Origin of the sequence: Paramagnetospirillum marisnigri (genome assembly GCF_001650715.1) — a bacterium.
Taxonomy (GTDB): domain Bacteria; phylum Pseudomonadota; class Alphaproteobacteria; order Rhodospirillales; family Magnetospirillaceae; genus Phaeospirillum; species Phaeospirillum marisnigri.
The window spans coordinates 154,458-173,082 of sequence record NZ_LWQT01000088.1; the positions used below are offsets into that span (position 1 = coordinate 154,458).

The 18,625-nt window shown below is 66.9% G+C and carries 19 protein-coding genes; 8 read left to right on the forward strand and 11 right to left on the reverse strand.

Annotated elements, in window-relative coordinates:
• Positions 1 to 11: 11 nt before the first annotated feature.
• On the forward strand, positions 12 to 971 hold the full coding sequence (locus A6A04_RS16700; protein WP_068494896.1) for a dimethyl sulfoxide reductase anchor subunit family protein: 960 nt from the start codon (positions 12 to 14) through the stop codon (positions 969 to 971).
• 181 nt (positions 972 to 1,152) lie between these two features.
• Here A6A04_RS16700 and A6A04_RS16705 read toward each other — a convergent pair whose 3' ends face one another.
• From A6A04_RS16705 to A6A04_RS16730, 6 genes are all read right to left on the reverse strand, one after another.
• A complete protein-coding gene (locus A6A04_RS16705; RefSeq protein WP_068494898.1) occupies positions 1,153 to 2,604 on the reverse strand; it encodes a bacteriohemerythrin in 1,452 nt (483 codons plus the stop codon).
• Between the two features lie 234 nt (positions 2,605 to 2,838).
• Complete coding sequence (locus A6A04_RS16710; RefSeq protein ID WP_068494899.1) at positions 2,839 to 3,393, reverse strand: methyltransferase family protein; 555 nt, start codon at positions 3,391 to 3,393, stop codon at positions 2,839 to 2,841.
• Positions 3,390 to 3,896, reverse strand: coding sequence for a hypothetical protein (locus tag A6A04_RS16715; RefSeq protein WP_068494901.1), 507 nt, complete (start codon positions 3,894 to 3,896; stop codon positions 3,390 to 3,392). The genes A6A04_RS16710 and A6A04_RS16715 overlap by 4 nt, the downstream gene beginning before the upstream one ends.
• On the reverse strand, positions 3,886 to 5,025 hold the full coding sequence (gene tgt / locus A6A04_RS16720; protein WP_068494904.1) for a tRNA guanosine(34) transglycosylase Tgt: 1,140 nt from the start codon (positions 5,023 to 5,025) through the stop codon (positions 3,886 to 3,888). Before tgt ends, A6A04_RS16715 begins: the two co-directional genes overlap by 11 nt.
• A gap of 12 nt (positions 5,026 to 5,037) precedes the next feature.
• Positions 5,038 to 5,955, reverse strand: coding sequence for a DnaJ C-terminal domain-containing protein (locus tag A6A04_RS16725; protein WP_068494906.1), 918 nt, complete (start codon positions 5,953 to 5,955; stop codon positions 5,038 to 5,040).
• Positions 5,956 to 6,032: 77 nt separating this feature from the next.
• Positions 6,033 to 6,503, reverse strand: a complete 471-nt coding sequence (locus tag A6A04_RS16730; protein WP_068494908.1) for an RT0821/Lpp0805 family surface protein — start codon at positions 6,501 to 6,503, stop codon at positions 6,033 to 6,035.
• Positions 6,504 to 6,603: 100 nt separating this feature from the next.
• On the opposite strand from A6A04_RS16730, the gene pdxH reads away from it, so the two are divergent.
• A complete protein-coding gene (gene pdxH / locus A6A04_RS16735; protein ID WP_068494910.1) occupies positions 6,604 to 7,191 on the forward strand; it encodes a pyridoxamine 5'-phosphate oxidase in 588 nt (195 codons plus the stop codon).
• Positions 7,164 to 8,096 carry a cation diffusion facilitator family transporter gene (locus A6A04_RS16740; protein WP_156612660.1) on the forward strand — a complete coding sequence of 311 codons (933 nt, stop codon included), beginning with the start codon at positions 7,164 to 7,166 and terminating at the stop codon, positions 8,094 to 8,096. The genes pdxH and A6A04_RS16740 overlap by 28 nt, the downstream gene beginning before the upstream one ends.
• 35 nt (positions 8,097 to 8,131) lie before the next feature.
• Here the strand turns inward: A6A04_RS16740 and A6A04_RS16745 are convergent, their stop codons facing one another.
• Entirely contained in the window at positions 8,132 to 8,584 is a 453-nt protein-coding gene (locus tag A6A04_RS16745; protein WP_156612661.1) for a helix-turn-helix domain-containing protein, read from the reverse strand.
• A gap of 209 nt (positions 8,585 to 8,793) precedes the next feature.
• Positions 8,794 to 9,216, reverse strand: a complete 423-nt coding sequence (gene ndk / locus A6A04_RS16750) for a nucleoside-diphosphate kinase (protein WP_068494912.1) — start codon at positions 9,214 to 9,216, stop codon at positions 8,794 to 8,796.
• 170 nt (positions 9,217 to 9,386) lie between these two features.
• On the opposite strand from ndk, the gene A6A04_RS16755 reads away from it, so the two are divergent.
• The gene (locus tag A6A04_RS16755; RefSeq protein WP_068494914.1) at positions 9,387 to 11,273 is read left to right on the forward strand and encodes an ABC-F family ATP-binding cassette domain-containing protein; all 1,887 of its coding nucleotides are present in this window, start codon (positions 9,387 to 9,389) and stop codon (positions 11,271 to 11,273) included.
• Positions 11,274 to 11,350: 77 nt separating this feature from the next.
• Complete coding sequence (locus tag A6A04_RS16760) at positions 11,351 to 13,087, forward strand: sensor histidine kinase (protein ID WP_068494915.1); 1,737 nt, start codon at positions 11,351 to 11,353, stop codon at positions 13,085 to 13,087.
• A gap of 22 nt (positions 13,088 to 13,109) precedes the next feature.
• Here A6A04_RS16760 and A6A04_RS16765 read toward each other — a convergent pair whose 3' ends face one another.
• Positions 13,110 to 13,289 (reverse strand): hypothetical protein, encoded by a 180-nt coding sequence (locus A6A04_RS16765; protein WP_068494917.1) that lies wholly within the window; start codon positions 13,287 to 13,289, stop codon positions 13,110 to 13,112.
• Between the two features lie 102 nt (positions 13,290 to 13,391).
• Entirely contained in the window at positions 13,392 to 13,952 is a 561-nt protein-coding gene (locus A6A04_RS16770) for a gamma-glutamylcyclotransferase (RefSeq protein ID WP_068494920.1), read from the reverse strand.
• A gap of 59 nt (positions 13,953 to 14,011) precedes the next feature.
• On the opposite strand from A6A04_RS16770, the gene bluB reads away from it, so the two are divergent.
• Positions 14,012 to 14,761, forward strand: a complete 750-nt coding sequence (gene bluB, locus A6A04_RS16775; protein ID WP_068494921.1) for a 5,6-dimethylbenzimidazole synthase — start codon at positions 14,012 to 14,014, stop codon at positions 14,759 to 14,761.
• Here the strand turns inward: bluB and A6A04_RS16780 are convergent.
• Positions 14,751 to 15,368: a class I SAM-dependent methyltransferase gene (locus A6A04_RS16780; RefSeq protein ID WP_068494923.1), complete on the reverse strand. Its 618-nt coding sequence runs from the start codon at positions 15,366 to 15,368 to the stop codon at positions 14,751 to 14,753. The two genes, bluB and A6A04_RS16780, sit on opposite strands and share 11 nt — an antisense overlap.
• Before the next feature lie 97 nt (positions 15,369 to 15,465).
• On the opposite strand from A6A04_RS16780, the gene A6A04_RS16785 reads away from it, so the two are divergent.
• Positions 15,466 to 16,851, forward strand: coding sequence for a class II 3-deoxy-7-phosphoheptulonate synthase (locus A6A04_RS16785; RefSeq protein ID WP_068494925.1), 1,386 nt, complete (start codon positions 15,466 to 15,468; stop codon positions 16,849 to 16,851).
• Positions 16,852 to 16,930: 79 nt separating this feature from the next.
• Positions 16,931 to 18,625 carry a methyl-accepting chemotaxis protein gene (locus tag A6A04_RS16790; RefSeq protein WP_068494927.1) on the forward strand — a complete coding sequence of 565 codons (1,695 nt, stop codon included), beginning with the start codon at positions 16,931 to 16,933 and terminating at the stop codon, positions 18,623 to 18,625.

Genomic DNA, 18,625 nt, shown 5'->3' on the forward strand with positions numbered 1-18,625 from the left:
GAGCGAGCATCATGAAACCCGCGTTTTCCGTCGTCTTCCTGACCACCCTGATCGGGGCGGGCCAGGGACTGCTGATCGCCCTGGCCAGTGGCCAGATCTATGACGCCATCGGGACCGGCGCCAAACCCGCGCCGGGCAGCTTCTACGCCATCGGCGCCCTGGTCGCCCTGGTGCTGCTGTGCCTGGGGCTGGTGGCCTCGATATTCCATCTGGCCAATCCCCAGCGCGGCTGGCGGGCGGCGACCCGCTGGCGGACCTCGTGGCTGTCGCGCGAAGTCATCCTGATCCCGCTGGTCTGCGGCCTCGCCGTGCTTTATGGCGGTGTCCATGCCCTGGGCTGGTCGCCGGTGGTGGCCAGTTTCGGCAATGGCAAGACCCTCGACCTGGCCATGGCGCTGGGCCTGCTGGCAGTGGCGGGGTCACTGGCCCTGTTCGTCGCCACCGGCATGGTCTATGCCTGCGTCCGCTTCATCCGCCAATGGGCCTCGGGCTGGACGGTGATCAATTACCTGCTGATGGGGCTGGCCTCGGGCTTCACCCTGGCCGCCGCTTTCGCCACCCTGATGGACTCCGCCCTGCGTGGCTTCCTGACATCGGCGGCCCTGGTGCTGACCCTGGGTGCCTTGGCGGCCCGGTCGTGGCAGGTATGGCTGAACGCGACGGCCAAGTCGCGATCCTCCATGAAGACCGCCATCGGGGTGCATCACGGCCAGATCCGCCAGGTGACCCAGGGCTTCATGGGGCAAAGCTTCAATACCGTGGAGTTCTTTGCCCCCGGCGGGCCGGAGACGGTGCGCGGCCTGACCGTGTTCTTCCTGCTGGCGGGATTCGCCGCCCCCGCCGCCCTGCTGGCGGCCGGGCTGCCCTGCCTAGCCTTCGCCTGCCAGTTCATCGGGCTGCTGGCGGAACGCTGGGTGTTCTTCGCCGCCGGGACCCATGTCCAGAATCTCTACTACCAGGCCAAGGCGTAGAAGGTACCGTCATGGCCGGGCTTTGTCCCGGCCACCCACGCGGATCGGCCCGAACATTGTTGGGCATATTGGGGTTGGCGGATGGGCGTGGATGCGCGGGACGAGCCCGCGTATGACGACTGTTGATGGTCGCCAGCGAATCGGATCGCCGGATTTGAAGCGGACAGCCGGGCAGGATTTCTCAGGCCACTTCCGGTCCGATCCCCCGCAGGAATTTCTGTAACTCCTGGCGTTCGGCCTTCCAGCTGTCCTCGTCGTCGCGTTCCTGGGTCCGGATATGGGAATGCCCGGCCAGTTGCGACAGATAGCCCATCAGGAATGGCATGTGGCGCAGCCGCTCCTCGGCGGTGCGGCCGACACTGGCGGTGAAGCGTTCCAGATAGCGGGTGTTGACCCGGCGGAATGTCCGGTGGCAGGTCAGCACCAGGAATTCGCCCCAATGGCCGGGAAGTCTGGCATGCAGCGCCAGCAGATGGTCGCGCAAGGCGCCATCGCTGCCCCGCTGCTGGTAGACCCGGGGATCGAGCTCCTGTTCATAGAGGTCGTGGCACTTGCGCCAGGCGGCCTCCAGATCGGGGAGGGGATCGGCGGCGGGATCGAACAGCGAGCGAAACGCCGCGATCTCGGTATTGCCGATGCGGGGCAGGTCGTAGTCGCGGAGGCTGGGAGGCTTCAGCATCTCGCGCAGCCATTTGGTGGCTTCCTTGACCATCAACACCCGGCTGCCATCGTCGCGGAGCTTTTCCACCAGCATCAACTCGTCCCAGGCGGCGCGCCAGCGGCTGGCCATGTCCTCGGCCAGCGGCCGCTCCACCGCCGACCAGAAGCTGTCGGCATCGGCGGAACGCCAGTCGAGATGGGCGGCAAGCCCGCGCAACTGGCGGCTTTGCAGCATGGCTGGGACGATCAGCCGCTCCACCGCCTCGCCGAAGCGTTGGGCGAAAGCCTCCGAGGCGAAGAAGGGCGGCGGCAAGTCGCGGACCACCTGGGGGCCGTGACGGCGGAAGAACACCAGAACCCGGTCGATACGGCGGCGGATGGCGGCGGCGCACAGGGATTCGAAGCTGTCGAACTCCCGTGATGGCGGTCCCAGTCGTGGCACGGCAAAGGCCACCCGGCGCAGCAGATGGGCCAGATGGGGCGGCAGGTCGTAGTCGATATCGCCTTCCGGCGCCCGGGTGTCCCTGGGGGAGGGGGGCACCGGCAGCGAGACGGGGGCCTCGATCTCGGTGGCGCGTGCGGCGGCGCGCAGATCGGTATCCTCGGCGGCGATGTGCGGTACCAGCCAGCCGGTCAGGAAGTCATGGGCCTCGGCGGCCACGCGGCATTTGTCGGCGGCGGCCTCGGCCAGGATGAAGCGACGGCGCAACAGAATGAAGCGCTCCAGGGTGGTGTCGTGGCTGGCGCGGTGGCGCGCCAGGCGCTTGTCGCCCCGCGCGGCCAGGATGCGTTCCTCGCGGCTGAAATGATCGGCCAGCCCTCCCACCAGGGTTTGCATGGCCCGGTCCAGGGCCATCAGATCCCCGGCTTCCACCGCCGCCGCCATCACCCCCGCCAGGGCGAACATGGCCCGATGATCCTCGTCCACCTCGGCCAGGCCAACGGACAGGCTGTCCCGCCACGACATCGTCATCGCAGACAATATCCCCACGGCCATTTCCTCCTTTGGGAAAAGGGCCTTTCTATTCGAAAGCTGTAGGGTTTCTACCCGATGGAAGTTGCCGCCGTGACTAAGTAATCACCGCAACCTCGCAAAGCACAGAATGCAGGCGCATATGCGACAATGCGATTCAATTTCTACATCACGACACTTCTCGCCACAATACGGTCCATGCCGTATTCGAGCATATTGCAAATGTGATATTTTCTATCGGTGCGGGATAAAAGCCGGAACCCGGCGGCGGTAGTCGGCATAGGCCTCGCCGTAAAGCCGCAGCAGCCGCCGTTCCTCGCAAACCGTGCCCACCAGCAGATAGAGGCTGCCCCAGATGGCGGTGGCGAGACCCAGCGGCGACAGCGCCGCGCCCCACAGGATCAGGAAGCCGCTGGCATAGAGTGGATGGCGCACCCGGCCATGGGGGCCGTCCAGGCGAAGCGGCTCGTCGGCGGCGGCTTCGGGATGGCGGAGCTGGCTCAGGCCTCCGAGGCGCCCCAGATCGTAGAAGCGCGCCGACCAGATCATCAGCCCCCATCCGGCCAGATGCAGCGCTCCCATTCCCCACCGCACCGCCAGCGGCAGGTCGAAGACCGGGCGATCGCCCAGCAGGGCGGCGCCCGCCGCGCCGACGCCGAGAAACAGGATCACGGCCACGGCGTTGTAGGCCAACCGCGACCAGCGGCCGAACCAGCCTCGCCCGGCGAAGGCGGAATGGGACAGGCCGAACACCGCCCAGGCCAGGGCGTAGAGGGCGTGATCGCTCACGCCGGGTCTTCCTCCTCGACGCCGCCCCGGCGCACGGTGGCCAGCAGGCGGGCGGCACCCAGGCGGTCGGTGGGATCCAGTTCCACCACCTTGGACAGGGCTTCCTCGGACTCGGCGATGCGGCCCAGCCGCGCCAGGACATAGCCGGTGGCCATCAGGGTTTGCATCAGCAGCTTGGGCAGCGGCGCCAGGGTCACGGCGGTGCCGACGAAGGCGGCATCACCCGGCGTCACCCGGCGCCAGTCGCCGGGCAGGCCCAGGGCGGCCAGGGCGAAATCCACGCAGGATTCGGCGTGGGGCAGGGCCTCATCCAGCCGGTGGCGGTAGAAATAGAATTTATAGGCGCCGATGCGGGCCGCCAGGGCGTCGGGCGCCAGGGCCAGGGCCTCCAACACCTTGACCTCGGCGTGTGACTCGTCATGCCATGCCGCCCCCGCCGCCTTCAGCGCGGCAAAGGCGGCGTCGGGCAGGTCGAGGGGAAGTCCGTCGGTTTCATCCAGCATGTCGCAACACCTCGATATCGCCCAGGGCTTCCAGCCGCGCCGCCTCGGCGGCGAACTCCGCCACCCGGCCCTCGGCGATGGCCTCGCGCAGGGATCGCATCAGGTCCTGATAGGCCTGGATATTGTGCCATGTCAGCAGCATGGGGCCGAGGATTTCCTCGGAGCGGATCAGATGGTGGAGATAGGCCCGCGAATGGTCGCGGCAGCAGGGACAGGAACAGCCCTCCTCCAACGGCCTCGGGTCGTCCTGGTGCCGGGCGTTCCTGAGATTGACGGTGCCGCGCCGGGTGAAGGCCTGGGCGGTGCGCCCCGACCGCGTCGGCATGACGCAGTCGAACATGTCGACGCCGCGCAGCACGGCGCCGATGATGTCGGACGGCCGCCCCACTCCCATGAGATAGCGGGGCTTGTCCCGGGGCAGCAGCGGCGTGGTGACCTCCAGAGTGGCGAACATGGCCTCCTGGCCCTCGCCCACCGCCAGCCCGCCCACGGCATAGCCGTCGAAGCCGATCTCCAGCAGGGCCTTGGCGGAGTCCGCCCGCAGCTCGGGATAGACGCCGCCCTGGACAATGCCGAACAGGCCATAGCCGGGACGGGGCACGAAGGCGGCCTTTGACCGCGCCGCCCAGCGCATGGACAGGCGCATGGACACGGCCGCCTGCTCCGGGGTGGCGGGGAAGGGGGTGCATTCGTCGAAGGCCATGGTGATGTCGGCGTCCAGCAGGCGCTGGATGTCCATGGAGCTTTCCGGGGTCAGCCGGTGCCTCGATCCGTCATGATGGGACTGGAAGGTGACGCCGTCCTCGTCGAGCTTGCGCAGCTTGGCCAGGCTCATGACCTGGAAGCCGCCGGAATCGGTGAGGATCGGCCCCGGCCAGTTCATGAATTTGTGCAGCCCGCCCAGGCGCGCCACCCGTTCGGCGCCCGGTCGCAGCATCAGGTGATAGGTGTTGCCCAGCACGATCTGGGCGCCGGTGGCGGCCACCGAGCCGGGCAGCATGGCCTTGACGGTGGCGGCGGTGCCCACCGGCATGAAGGCGGGGGTGTCGATGGCGCCATGGGCGGTATGGACGCGGCCCAGGCGGGCGGCGCCGTCCTCGGCCAGAAGCTCGAAACTGAACTGGGTCATGGGAACAATCTCTTAGAGGCCAGACTTGGCGCGGGGGTCGTAGCCATGGCGTGGCCCCCATTTTTCCACCAGCTTGCGGAATTCGGCGTCATGCTCGGGCAGCACCACCGTCAGCGTCACCAACTGGTCGCCGCGCGAGCCATCGGCGGCGGCGATGCCCCGGCCCTTGAGCCGCAGCACCGAGCCGGTATTGGACTCGGGCGGCACCGTCACCGTCACCTTGCCGTCGATGGTGGGCACGGTGATCTTGCCGCCCAGGATGGCCTCCTGCACCGAGATCGGAATCTCGATCAGGATGTCCCGGTCGCGGCGGGTGAAATGGGGATGGGGCTCGACCTTGATGTCCACATAGGCGTCGCCGGGCTCGACTCCGATGAAGCCCACCCGTCCCTGGCCCTTGAGCCGCAGGGTCTGGCCGTCCACCGTCCCCGGCGGGATGCGGACCTCCACCACCCGGCCGCGATCCAGGGTGACGCGCCGCATGGTTCCGGCGCAGGCATCGGTGAAGCCGACGCTGAGCGAGACGCGAAGATCGCCATCGCCGCCGAAGCCGCCCGCCGCGCCGGACTTGGCCTGGGCCTTGCCGCGCTCCTTGCGTCGCAGCAGCTCGGACAGAATATCGTCCACATTATCGCCGAACGGGCCGCCGCCGCGCCGGGCGCCCGCTCCGGCACCGGGGCCATGGCCGCGCCAGGCCCGGCGCTTCTGGGCGCCGCTGGCATCGATCTCGCCCGCGTCGAACTGGGCGCGCTTGGCCGCGTCCGACAGGAAGTCGTAGGCGGCGGAAATCTCCTTGAACCGCTCCTCGGCCTTGTGGTCGCCGGGGTTGAGGTCGGGATGCAGTTCGCGGGCGAGCTTGCGGTACGCCTTCTTGATGTCCTCGTCGGACGATGTCCGCGCCACGCCCAAGACCTGATAGGGATCCTTCACCGCGCCCTCGATTCTTCCATCCAAGGCCGCATGTTACGGAATTTGGACCAAAGGCACCAGATTCCTCGGTGGCTCCATCACTTCGCGGCCCAGCTTCCATCGGTCTGGCGACAGGCGATTCCCTTCACCGTCTGGTCCTGGCCGTCGACGGTGATGCTGGATTCGTATTCGCGGCAGGTATTGCCGGTCTCGTCCTTGCCCTCGCGGGTGGCGGTGACGGTGCCGGAATTGCCGGTCTCGGGATTGCTCCAGGCCACCTGCTGGCCGACCGGCGCGGCATGCGCCTTCTCGAAAGCCTCGTCGGCCTTTTCCTTGTCGGCCTTGTCCCAGGCCTTGCCCGCCGCCGAACCCGCCCAGGCGCCCAGCAGGCCCCCGGCGGCGGTGGCGGCGATATTGCCCATGCCGCGTCCGAACAGCGATCCGATCAGGGCGCCGCCCACGGCGCCGATGCCGGTGCCCATGGTCTGCTTGGTCGGGGCCTCGGCGCAGGCGGTCAGCAGCGAGGCCGCCACCAGGGCCGGAATAAATCTGCCGAGTGTTTTGGACATGGGATGCTCGCAGGGATGAAGGGGTTGAACGCCTGTACAGATAGGCTTGAATTAAGGCATTTTTACGCCTGAGTTCAAAAAAGCGAAAGGGCCTGTGCCCATGTCCGCCGCCACCGACGATCCATTGTCGCTGTTCCATGCCTGGATGGGCGAGGCCGAGGCCGCCGAGCCCAATGATCCCAACGCCATGAGCCTGGCCACCGTGGGAGCGGACGGACGGCCGTCGGTGCGCATGGTGCTGCTGAAGGGCGCCGACGAATCCGGTTTCGTGTTCTATACCAATCTGGAAAGCCGCAAGGGCGGGGAACTGGCGGCCAATCGCTTCGCCGCCCTGTGCTTCCACTGGAAAAGCCTGCGGCGCCAAATCCGGGTGGAGGGGCTCACCGAGCCCGTCACCGAGGCCGAGGCCGACGCCTATTTCGCCAGCCGGGCCAGGACCAGCCAGATCGGCGCCTGGGCCTCGGTGCAGTCGCGGCCGCTGCTGGGCCGGTTCGAACTGGAGATGCGGGTGGCGGAATTCACCGCCAAGTTCGGCCTGGGCAAGGTGCCGCGTCCGCCCCACTGGTCGGGCTTCCGCTTGGTGCCCGATCGGATAGAGTTCTGGCAGGATCGGCCGTTCCGGCTGCATGATCGCTTCGTCTATACGCGAAAGGATGGGGAATGGGCGCTGCAACACCTGTATCCGTGAACCAGGACGACCCCCTGGGGCATGGTCGGCTGATGCGGCTGGCCACCTATGCCTCGACGGCGGTGGCGGCGCTGCTGATCGCCGTCAAGCTGGCGGCCTGGGCGGCGACGGGGTCGGTGTCGCTGCTGTCGACACTGATCGATTCCACCCTGGATCTGGGGGCCTCGGCCCTCAATCTGATGGCGGTGCGCCACGCGCTGCAGCCCGCCGACCACGACCACCGCTTCGGCCATGGCAAGGCGGAGGCGCTGGCCGGCCTGGGCCAGGCCACCTTCGTCGCCGGATCGGGCGGCCTGCTGCTGATCGAGGCGGCGGGGCGGCTGATGCGCCCCGAACCCGTATCCCACGGGGAATGGGGCATCGCCGTCATGGTGTTCTCCATCCTGGCCACCGTCGCCCTGGTGATGTTCCAGCGTCATGTGGTCCGGCGCACCGGCTCCACCGCCATCTCGGCGGATTCGCTGCATTACGCCGGAGACGTCGCCATCAATGCCAGCGTCATCGTCTCGCTGACCCTGTCCATGACCACCGGCTGGTCCGCCGCCGATCCGATCTTCGCCATCGGCATCGGGGGCTGGCTGTTGGTGAATGCCTGGCAGATCATGCTGGGCTCCTTGGACACCCTGATGGACAAGGAACTGCCCAACACCGATCGCGAGCGGATCCGCGCCATCACCCAGTCCCATCCCGAGGTCCTGAGCTTTCACGATCTGCGCACCCGGACCTCGGGGCGCCAGGGCTTCATCCAGCTTCACCTGGAACTGCCCGCCGAGCTGACCCTGGCCAACGCCCATCGCATCGCCGACGAGGTCGAGCACGCCATCTTGGCGGAATTCCCCAATTTCGAGGTCATCATCCACCAGGACCCGGCGGGCGTGGCCGAGCCGCAAGCCGTCCTCGACTGATCACGCCCGCGGGCCGGGAACCGCCGTCGTCCCGCCTATTGGCCGGAGACGGCGGCTAGCGCCTTGGCCAGTTGGTGCACCCGACGCCTGACCCGGGGGTCGCCGATGCTGTAATAGGCCTGGACCAGGTCGCGGGTTTCGCTGCTGTCCATCAGGCTAGTCTGGCGCAGGGGGGCTTCCTCCACATGATGGGTCATGCGCCGTGCTCCCGCTGCCGCCACCTCCTCGCCCATGTCCTGATAGAAATAGTCCACCCCCACCCCCAGGGCGCGGGCCAGATCGAACAGCCGCGAGGCGCCGATGCGATTGGCGCCGCGTTCGTATTTCTGCACCTGCTGGAAGGTCAGGCCCATGGCGGCGGCCAGGGCTTCCTGGCTCAATCCCAGCAGGGATCGGCGAAGACGGAGGCGGGCTCCCACATAAACATCGACGGGATTAGGCTGCCCGGAAGAATTGTGGCGGCTTTTTGGCAGGCGGGAACTAGGCATAATTGACATCCGCACAAGTTGTATTGCGCCAATTCTACCCGCCGCAGAGTGACGTTCAAGTAGCAACCTCAACTATCTTACAACCAGAAGATACGCTGTTTGTTTATTTTCTCTCTTTCGAAGTATAATTCTTTTCGCGCGTCCCAAAAGACGAAACCCCCCGGAGCGACCGCTCCGGGGGGTTTGAAAGAACCGCTGCTCGCGGATGATCAGCCGACGATTTCGCTGCCCGCGAAGAAGTAGGCGATCTCGATGGCTGCATTCTCGGCCGAGTCGGAGCCGTGCACCGAATTGGCTTCCACGGATTCGGCGAAGTCGGCGCGGATGGTGCCCGGCGCGGCATTGGCCGGATTGGTGGCGCCCATGATCTCGCGATTGCGGGCGACGGCGCCTTCGCCTTCCAGCACCTGGACCACCACCGGGCCGGAGATCATGAAGGCGACCAGCTCGCCGAAGAACGAGCGTTCCTTGTGGACCGAGTAGAACTGCTCGGCCTGGGCCTTGGTCAGCTGGACCCGCTTCTGGGCGACGATACGCAGGCCGGCTTCCTCGAAGCGGGCATTGATCTTGCCGGTGAGGTTGCGCCGGGTGGCGTCCGGCTTGATGATCGACAGGGTACGTTCGGTAGCCATTCGTGAAATTCCTTTCGGCGGTTGCTCGCGCCGCGTCGCCACTGCAAGGCGAGCGGCCGCGTTCGCCCCCGGCGGCCGGGCGCTCGGGGGACGGCGGGTTATAACGCCAACCACGCCCAAGAGCAACGGGGTGTTTGTGACCCTTGGGCGGGCGTGGTAAAGACGCCGCCATGCTTCATATCAACGACATCACGTTCCGCTATGGCGGCCGGACCATTTTCGAGCAAGCCACGGTGCATATCGCGGCGGGGCAGCGCGTCGGCCTGGTGGGGCGCAACGGCACCGGCAAGACGACGCTGTTCAAGCTGATCCTGGGTGAACTCCATCTGGATGGCGGCGAGATCAATCTGCGGCCGCGCGCCCGGCTGGGCCGACTTGCCCAGGAAGCCCCCGAGGGCGAGACCAGCCTGATCGACTGCGTGCTGGCGGCCGATACCGAGCGCACCGCCCTGTTCGAGGAAGCCGAGTCCTGCACCGATGGCCATCGCATCGCCGAGATTCACGAGCGGCTGCTGGCCATCGACGCCCATTCGGCGCCGTCGCGGGCGGCATCCATCCTGTCGGGTCTGGGCTTCGATGCCGAGGCCCAGGCGCGGCCGGTCTCCGGCTTCTCGGGCGGCTGGCGCATGCGCGTCGCCCTGGCCGCCGCCCTGTTCGCCAGTCCCGACCTGTTGCTGCTGGACGAGCCCACCAACCACCTGGACCTGGAGGCCACCTTGTGGCTGCAGGCCCATCTGGCGGCCTATCCCGGCACGCTGGTGGTGATCAGCCACGACCGCGAACTGCTGAACGAGGTCGCCAACCGCATCATCCATCTGGAAGGCGGCAAGCTGAACGCCTATGGCGGCAATTACGACGCCTTCGAGGCGACGCGGCGCGCCCGCATGGAATTGCAGTCCAAGGCCTTCGTCAAGCAGCAGGAACAGCGCAAGAAGATCCAGTCCTTCATCGACCGCTTCAAGGCCAAGGCCACCAAGGCCGCCCAGGCGCAAAGCCGGGTCAAGATGCTCGAACGCATGGAACTGGTGGTCCCGGTGGTGGAGGACCGCGCCCTATCCTTCGACTTCCCCGACCCCGAACCGCTCAGCCCGCCCATCATCGCCATCGACCACGGCGTGGCGGGCTATGGCGATACGGTGATTCTCCGCGGCCTCGACATCCGCATCGACATGGATGCCCGCATCGCCCTGCTGGGCGCCAACGGCAACGGCAAGTCGACCCTGGCCAAGGTGCTGGCCGACCGGCTTGACCTGATCGGCGGCCAGCTGCGCAAGCCGGGCAAGCTGAAGATCGGCTATTTCGCCCAGCACCAGACCGAGGAACTGCGGCTGGACGAGACGCCGTTCGAGCATATGGCCCAGTTGATGAAGGGGCTGCCCGAGGCCAAGGTCCGCGCCCAGCTGGGCCGCTTCGGCTTCGAGCAGGAGCGCGCCAATGTCAAGGTCTCCAGCCTGTCGGGCGGCGAGAAGTCGCGATTGCTGTTCGCGCTGATGAGCCGCGAGGCCCCCCATCTGATGATCCTGGACGAACCCACCAACCACCTGGACATCGATGCCCGCGAGGCGCTGGTGGCGGCGCTGAACGCCTATGACGGCGCGGTGATCCTGATCAGCCACGATCCCCATCTGATCGAGCTGACCGTCGATAATCTGTGGCTGGTGGGCGATGGCGGCGTGCGGCCGTTCGACGGCGACCTGGCCGCCTATCGCAAGCTGCTGCTGGACAAGGCCCGCGAGGACCGGCGCGGCGGCAAGGCGGAAAAGACCGGCGATGCCGGGCTGCGCAAGGCCGATCGCAAGGCCGCCGCCGAGGTCCGGGCCCAGTTGGCGCCGTTGCGCAAGGCGGCCCAGGCGGCGGAAAAAGCCCTGGAAGAGCTGCATCGCAAGCAAGCGGCCCTGGATGGGCAATTGGCGGATCCCGGCCTGTACAACGGCCCTCCCGCCAGGCTGACGGAGCTGCGCTTGCAGCAGGCGGAGCTGGCCCGCAAGGTCGAGGCCGCTGAAATCCATTGGCTGGAGGCCCAGGAGGCCTTGGAGGCGGCCCAGGCGCAGGCCTAGCCCCAGGCATAGACCTTTCGTCTCGGACGCCAACCATGTAGGCTTGCGACCGAAACTCAACCGCTGGGCATTCTCCCGTGGACGCGCCGACCCCAACCCTTGCCACCTGCCGCCCTGCCGGACAGCCCAGGCCCCCGGAACAGGTCCGTCGCCTGCTGCGGCTGTTGGTGGCCTTGGTGTTGGTGCTGATGATCGGCGGTGTCGGCGCGGTCATCATCCATTTGCGGCAGGCGGATATCGAGGAGGCCGCCTCCGGGACCCAGGGCGTGGCCCGCCTGCTGGACGAGCATCTCAGCCGGATGCTGAGCGGCGCGGATTCCATCCTGATGCGGGCCGCCGAGATCTCCCGGTCCCGGCTCGACGGGCAAATCACCGCCGCCGAGGAATTGCGCCGGTTCCAGGAACTGGTCACCACCCTGCCGGAACGCGGCGCCCTGGTATCCACCGATGCCAAGGGCCTGGTGGTGAACAGCACCGCCGCCCCAGAAAGCGCCGGCGGCGTCAGCCTGGCCGCGCGGCCCTGGTTCCAGGCGGTGGCGGCCGGAGCACCGGTGGTGGTGGGGCCCATGTTCCGCGCCCGCATCCATCAACGCCTGATTTTCACCGTCAGCCGTCCCGTCACCGATGCCCACGGCCGTTTCGCCGGCATGGTCAGTGTCGGAATCGATGTCGGGATCTTCGCCGATTACCATCGCAGTCTGGTGCTGGGGCGCGATGGCTTTGTCGCCGCCAGCACCAATAACCAGATCGTGTTGCGCCAGCCCAGGCCCGAGGATTTCGTCGACAATCCCTTCGTGGGCGGCACCCTGGCGGAGGCAACGGCGGCCGAACCCAACGGGACGACGTTCATCACCCTGGAAACCGATGGAATCGAACGGATCATTTCCTATCGCACCTTGCCGGTCTTCAATGTGGTGGTGGTGGCGGGAATGGGGGTTGACCAGGTTCTGGCCCCTTGGCGCCGGACCGCGCTTTTCCTGGGGGGAGGCATCCTGGTGATCGCCATCGGCCTGTCCGGCGTTGCCCGGATGGCCTTCCGCGCCATCGATAACGAGGAAGCCATCGCGCGGGGCCTGGAGGCGGCGGTGCGGCAGCGGACCCTTGAGGCCGAGCAGCGCGCCGAGGAAGCGCGCCAGGCCAATGACAGCAAGACCCGATTCCTGGCGGCGGCCAGCCATGACCTCCGCCAGCCCCTGCAGGCGGCTGGCATGTTCACCGAAGTGTTGTCCTCGCGCGTTACCGAGCCCAGCCAGATCATGGTGGTGGACAAGCTGCGCCAAAGTATCGAGGCCACCAATTCCCTGCTGACCTCGCTGCTGGATGTCTCGACCCTGGAAGCAGGCAAGATCAAGCCCAATATCGCCACGTTCCACCTGATGCCCTTGCTGGCCCGGCTGGCCGAGCAGATGGAGCCCGAGGCCTCGGTCAAGGGCCTGTCCATCGGCGCCATCACCACTTCGGCGCAGGTTGTCAGCGATCCGGTGTTGCTGGAACGCATGCTGCGGAACCTGCTGGTCAACGCGGTGCGCTACACCGAAAGCGGTGGCATTCGCATCGGCTGCCGTCGTCGAGGCGATGCCATGGTGGCCATCCAGGTCTGGGATACCGGCATCGGCATTCCCGTCGATAAGCTTCAGGCGGTGTTTGATGACTTCACCCGGCTGGACGCCATCAGGGACCGCAAGGGCAACAAGGGCCTCGGCCTCGGCCTGGGCGTGGTCCGCCGCATGGCGGTGCTGCTGGACCACGGTCTCGACCTCAAATCGGTTCCGGGCAAGGGCTCGTGCTTCACCGTCCTGGTGAAGCGGGCCTGATCCGGTTCAGCGTATCCCGATGTCAGCCGGTGCCCGATGCCATGCGCTCGGCGACGCGGCCCATGCTCTGGGCGCAGTCGGGAAACATGCGCGCCAGGGTGACGGCCAGACGGCGGGCGTGTTCACGGTCAAAGTGGTGGCCGCGGATTTCGGCCTCCAGGATGTCGCGCATCTGATTGACTTCGTCCCAACGGTATTTCATGGCGGCAACTCCCGGCCAGTGTCGGATGGTCAGGGTATGCCACATCCACCCCGTGGATATGATGACGGCGGCTTGAATGTTGCGTTGCAATATAAGAGGGGCTCAGATGCCCGATCCGGCCTCGATGATGCCGGTCTGACGCTCGACCTCCACCAGCAAGGCGTGGAGATCGGGCTCGGAAAAACCGTCCTTCTCCAACTGGCGGATGGTGTTGATCAGGTAGTCGCGGTTCAGCCCGGCGCAGCCCTCGGCATCCATGATGATGGCGGCGGCGTCTTCCAGGGGCAGATGCCCGGCATAATGGTGGTGGTCGGTATCCGCGACGAAGGTATAGGCGGCTTCCACTCGACCATCGTCAAGGCGCACATCCAGGGTGCGTGCCACATAGGCATAGCCGATCAGTTCCCGTTCGTTGAGGTAGTCGATCACCGCCGCCCGGCGGGCCGCTTCCACCCGGAAGGCCAGGCCCCGGCATGATCCGCCGACATCAAGGCCCAGCACCAGTCCGGGCTTTTGCGGCGTGCCGCGCCAGTGGCGGGAATAGACGCAGAAATCGCGATGCCATCCCTCCAGCAGGGCCGGGCGGATTTCGTCGTAGTCGAAGCCGGGGCGCCACATCAGCGAACCGTAGCCGAATACCCAAAGGTCGCGTTCCGTGGTCATGGGGCATCGAGTTGTATATAAGGTGGCGCACGCCAGGGCGAGCGGGAGGGGACGGAAGAATGACAGAACACGAAGCCGCCATCCAGGGGGACGACGCGCTGGCCGAGGCCGATCGCCTGGGGCTCTATCGCGTGCTGCTGTCGCGCCGCGACGTGCGCGGCCAGTTCCTGCCCGATCCCATCGACGACGCCGTGCTGGCCCGGGTGCTGACGGCGGCGCATTTCGCGCCTTCGGTGGGGTTCATGCAGCCCTGGAGCTTCATCCTGGTGCGCTCGCCCCAGGTGCGGGGGCGCATCAAGGCCGCCTTCGAGGCCGCCAATACCGAGGCGGCTTCCATGTTCGACGGCGACAAGGCGGCGGTCTACCGCTCGCTCAAGCTGGAAGGCATCCTGGAGGCGCCGCTCAATATCTGCGTCACCTGCGACCGCGATCGGGTGGGGCCGGTGGTGCTGGGCCGCACCCATATTCCCACCATGGATCTCTATTCCACCGTCTGCGCGGTGCAGAATCTGTGGCTGGCGGCGCGGGCCGAAGGGCTGGGGCTGGGCTGGGTCAGCATCATCTCGGAACCGGCCCTGAAAGAGATTCTCGGGCTGCCGGAACGGGTGGTGCCGGTGGCCTATCTCTGCCTCGGCAAGGTCAGTCATTTCTTCGCCCAGCCGGAACTGGAAAGCCGGGGCTGGCGCAAACGCCTTCCCCTGGCCGATCTGGTCAGCCTGGATCGCTGGGAAGGCGAGCGGGACGAAGCCCTGGCCGCCGAGTTGGACCGGGCGCAGGCGGCGGCCGAAGGCGGTGGGATCATTCCCTGACGAAGCGGCACCAGGTGAAGTGCTGGATATTGCCCATGGGGGTCTGATGCTCCTGACGGCGATGCTCCACCAGGCGGAATTCCGGCCCCAGGATGCGGGCAAGGCTTTGCTCGCCGTGACGGACCACGGGCAGGCCGGAACATTTCTCCGGCCCATCGGGGGCGAAGGCGGCGATGATCACCGTCGCCTCCGGCCCCAGGGCGCGCTTCATCACCGCCACATAGGCGGCCTGCTCGCCGGGATCGCGCAGGAAGTGGAAAACGGCGCGGTCGTGCCACAGGTCGAACAGCCCCGGCACCGGCCGCCAGTCCAGCACGTCGGAGACGATCCAGGTGACATCGTCTCCCATCGGCCCCAGCCTCTCCGCCGCCTGATGCAGGGCGGCCTCGGCGACATCAAGCACCGCCACATGCACGCATCCCCGCTCAAGCAGGCGGTCCACCAGATGCGAGGCGCCGCCGCCCACATCGATGATGGCGGCGTCCTTGCGCAAGGATGCCGCCTCGATCATCTCAAGGGACGGGGTGGGGTCGTCCTGGAACCACGAGGTCTCCTCATGGTCCTTGGTTGTCCAGACACTCTGCCAGTGGGTCTTGCGTTCGCTCATCAGGCGATATGGTACAGGGTTTAGGTTGGACTGGAAATATATCGCGGGGAGTCGTATATGAACCGCTCTCTCTTTACCGTTTAGGGCTTAGACTTTCATGTCCGAGAACTGGTCGCCGGAAAGCTGGCGCGCGAAGCCGATCCATCAGGTTCCCACCTATCCCGACGCGGCCGCCCTGGCCGAGGTCGAGGAGACCCTGCGCAATTTCCCGCCCCTGGTCTTCGCGGGCGAGGCCCGGCGGCTGCAGGCGTCCCTGGCCGAGGTGGCCGAGGGCAAGGCTTTCCTGCTGCAAGGCGGTGATTGCGCGGAAAGCTTCGTCGAGTTCCGCGCCAACAACATCCGCGACACCTTCCGCGCCCTGCTGCAGATGGCGGTGGTGCTGACCTATGGCGCCGCCATGCCGGTGGTCAAGGTCGGCCGCATGGCCGGACAGTTCGCCAAGCCGCGCTCGGCCGATACCGAGACCATCGACGGCGTGACGCTGCCCAGCTATCGCGGCGACAATATCAACGGCATCGAGTTCACGCCGGACTCCCGCATTCCCGATCCGGCCCGCATGATCCGGGCCTACAACCAGTCGGCCGCCACCTTGAACCTGCTGCGCGCCTTCGCCCAGGGCGGCTATGCCGACCTGCACAAGGTGCATCAGTGGACGCTGTCCTGCGTCGCCGGCACCTTGCAGGGGGCCCGCTACCAGGATCTGTGCGCCCGCCTGGACGAGACCCTGGCCTTCATGGAGGCCTGCGGCCTGACCTCGGAGACCACGCCGCAACTGCGCGAGACCGATTTCTTCACATCGCACGAGGCGTTGCTGCTGCCCTATGAGCAGGCCCTGACCCGCGTCGATTCCACCACCGGCGACTGGTACGACTGCTCGGCCCACATGCTGTGGATCGGCGAGCGCACCCGCCAGTTGGACGCGGGCCATGTGGAATTCCTGCGCGGTGTCGGCAACCCCCTGGGCTTCAAGGCCGGGCCGAGCATGACCCCTGATGATCTGCTGCGCCTGATCGACCAGTTGAATCCCACCAATATCCCAGGCCGCATCACCGTCATCACCCGCATGGGCTCGGCCAAGATCGGCGACGCCCTGCCCGGCCTGATCCGGGCGGTGAAGCGGGAAGGCCGCTCGGTGGTGTGGTCCTGCGACCCCATGCATGCCAACACGGTGAAGGCGGCCAGCGGTTTCAAGACCCGCCTGTTCGATACCATCCTGGAAGAGGTGCGCGCTTTCTTCGCCGTCCATAAGGCCGAAGGATCGCATGCCGGTGGTGTCCATTTCGAGATGACCGGCCAGGACGTCACCGAATGCGTCGGCGGCATGACCGCCATCACCGAGGCAAGCCTGGGTGATCGCTATCATACCCATTGTGATCCTCGCCTGAATGCGACCCAGGCCCTGGAACTTGCCTTCCTGATCGCCGAGCAACTAAAGGACGAGAGAGTGCAGGCCCGGGCCAAGGCACGGGCGGCGGCGCGCTGATTCTTCGCCGCTGGCGATAGTTTTGTCCCTGGTGTACGCTTCTCCCCTGGGTTCCGCTTAGGGGGGGGAGACGTGGGCCATGGGGCGTTCGGGTATTCTGATCAAGCTGTTGTCCATCGCCGCCTTGGCACTGGTGGGATTCATCGTTCTGTCCTGGGTGGCGCTGAGCCATCTGCGCCAGTCCATGCTCGACGAACGCATCGCCAAGGTGCAGTCGTTGACCGAAGTGGCCCGCGCCACCGTCAAATCCTTCCACGACCGTTCCAAGGCGGGCGAGTTCGACGAGGCCACCGCCAAGGCCCAGGCCATCGAGACCCTGCGTCCGGTTCGCTATCAGGGGCAGGAATACTACTTCATCTACGACTACCAGGGCGTCAATGTCCTGCTGCCGCCCCGCCCCGAGCGCGAGGGCACCAACATGATGGAAGCGAAGGATGCCGATGGCATTCCCTTCATCCGTCAGCTGGTGGACGGCGCCAAGTCCGGCACCGCCCGGGTGTTCTACAAGTTTCCCCGTGCCGGCTCGGATGAGGCCATCGCCAAGGTTTCGGTGACCATGGCCTATGCGCCGTGGTCCTGGGTGGTGGGAACCGGCCTTTATCTCGACGATCTGGATGCGGAATTCCGCGCCGCCGCCTGGCGGTTCGGCCTGATCGCCCTGGTGGTTACCCTGGTGGCGCTGGTGCTGGTCACCCTGCTGGCCCGCAATATCGTTTCCCCCATCACCCATCTGGTGGACGTGGCGCAGCGTCTGGCCCAGCATGATTTCAGCGTCGATGTGGAGCGGACGTCGCGAGGCGACGAGATCGGCACCCTCAACCGCGCCATCGGCGTGCTGCGCGACGAGGCCGCCCAACTCGACGCCGTCCGCGCCGAGCAGCAGGAGGCGTACAAGCGGTCATCCATTCAGCGGCGCGAGGCGCGGCTCAAGTTGGCCAACGACGTGGAGGCGTCCATCAAGCGGGTGTCCGACGTGCTGGTGGCGGCGGTATCGGATATGGAGGATGCCGCCCGCATCGTCTCGGGCGCGGTCCGCAGCGCCGGGGATCAGGCGGCGGGTGTGGTGGCGACCGCCGAGCAGGCTTCGGCCAATGTGGGCACGGTGGCCACCGCCGCCGAGGAATTGTCCGCCTCCATTCACGAGATCGCCCAGCAGGTCCACCGCTCGTCCTCCATGTCGGGTCAGGCGGTGGCCGAGGCCGAGCGCACCGACGCGCTGGTGATGGGGCTGGCCGAGGCGGCGGGCCGCATCGGCGAGGTGGTGACCCTGATCAACGATATCGCGTCGCAGACCAATCTGCTGGCGCTCAACGCCACCATCGAGGCGGCCCGCGCCGGTGACGCGGGCAAGGGATTCGCGGTGGTGGCCAACGAGGTCAAGACCCTGGCCAATCAGACGGCGCGGGCCACCGAGGAGATATCTTCCCAGGTGGGGACGGTGCAGGCCCGCACGAACGAGGCGGTGGCGGCCATCCGCGGCATCAGCGGCATCATCGGCACCCTGAACGAGATCGCGGGCGCCATCGCGGCGGCGGTCGAGGAGCAGGGCGCCGCCACCGCCGAGATCGCCCGCAATGTCCAGGAGGCGGCGGCGGGCACCCAGGAAGTGACCACCGTGTTGGGCGAGCTTTCCGCCGCCACCGCCGAGGCGGGGGGCAGCGCCGAGCGGGTGCAGGACATCGCCGGACGTCTCAGCACCGAGGCCGAAAGCCTGGAAAGCGAAATCCATACCTTCATGGACTCCATGCGCGCCGATCAGGGGGCCGCCGGTTGA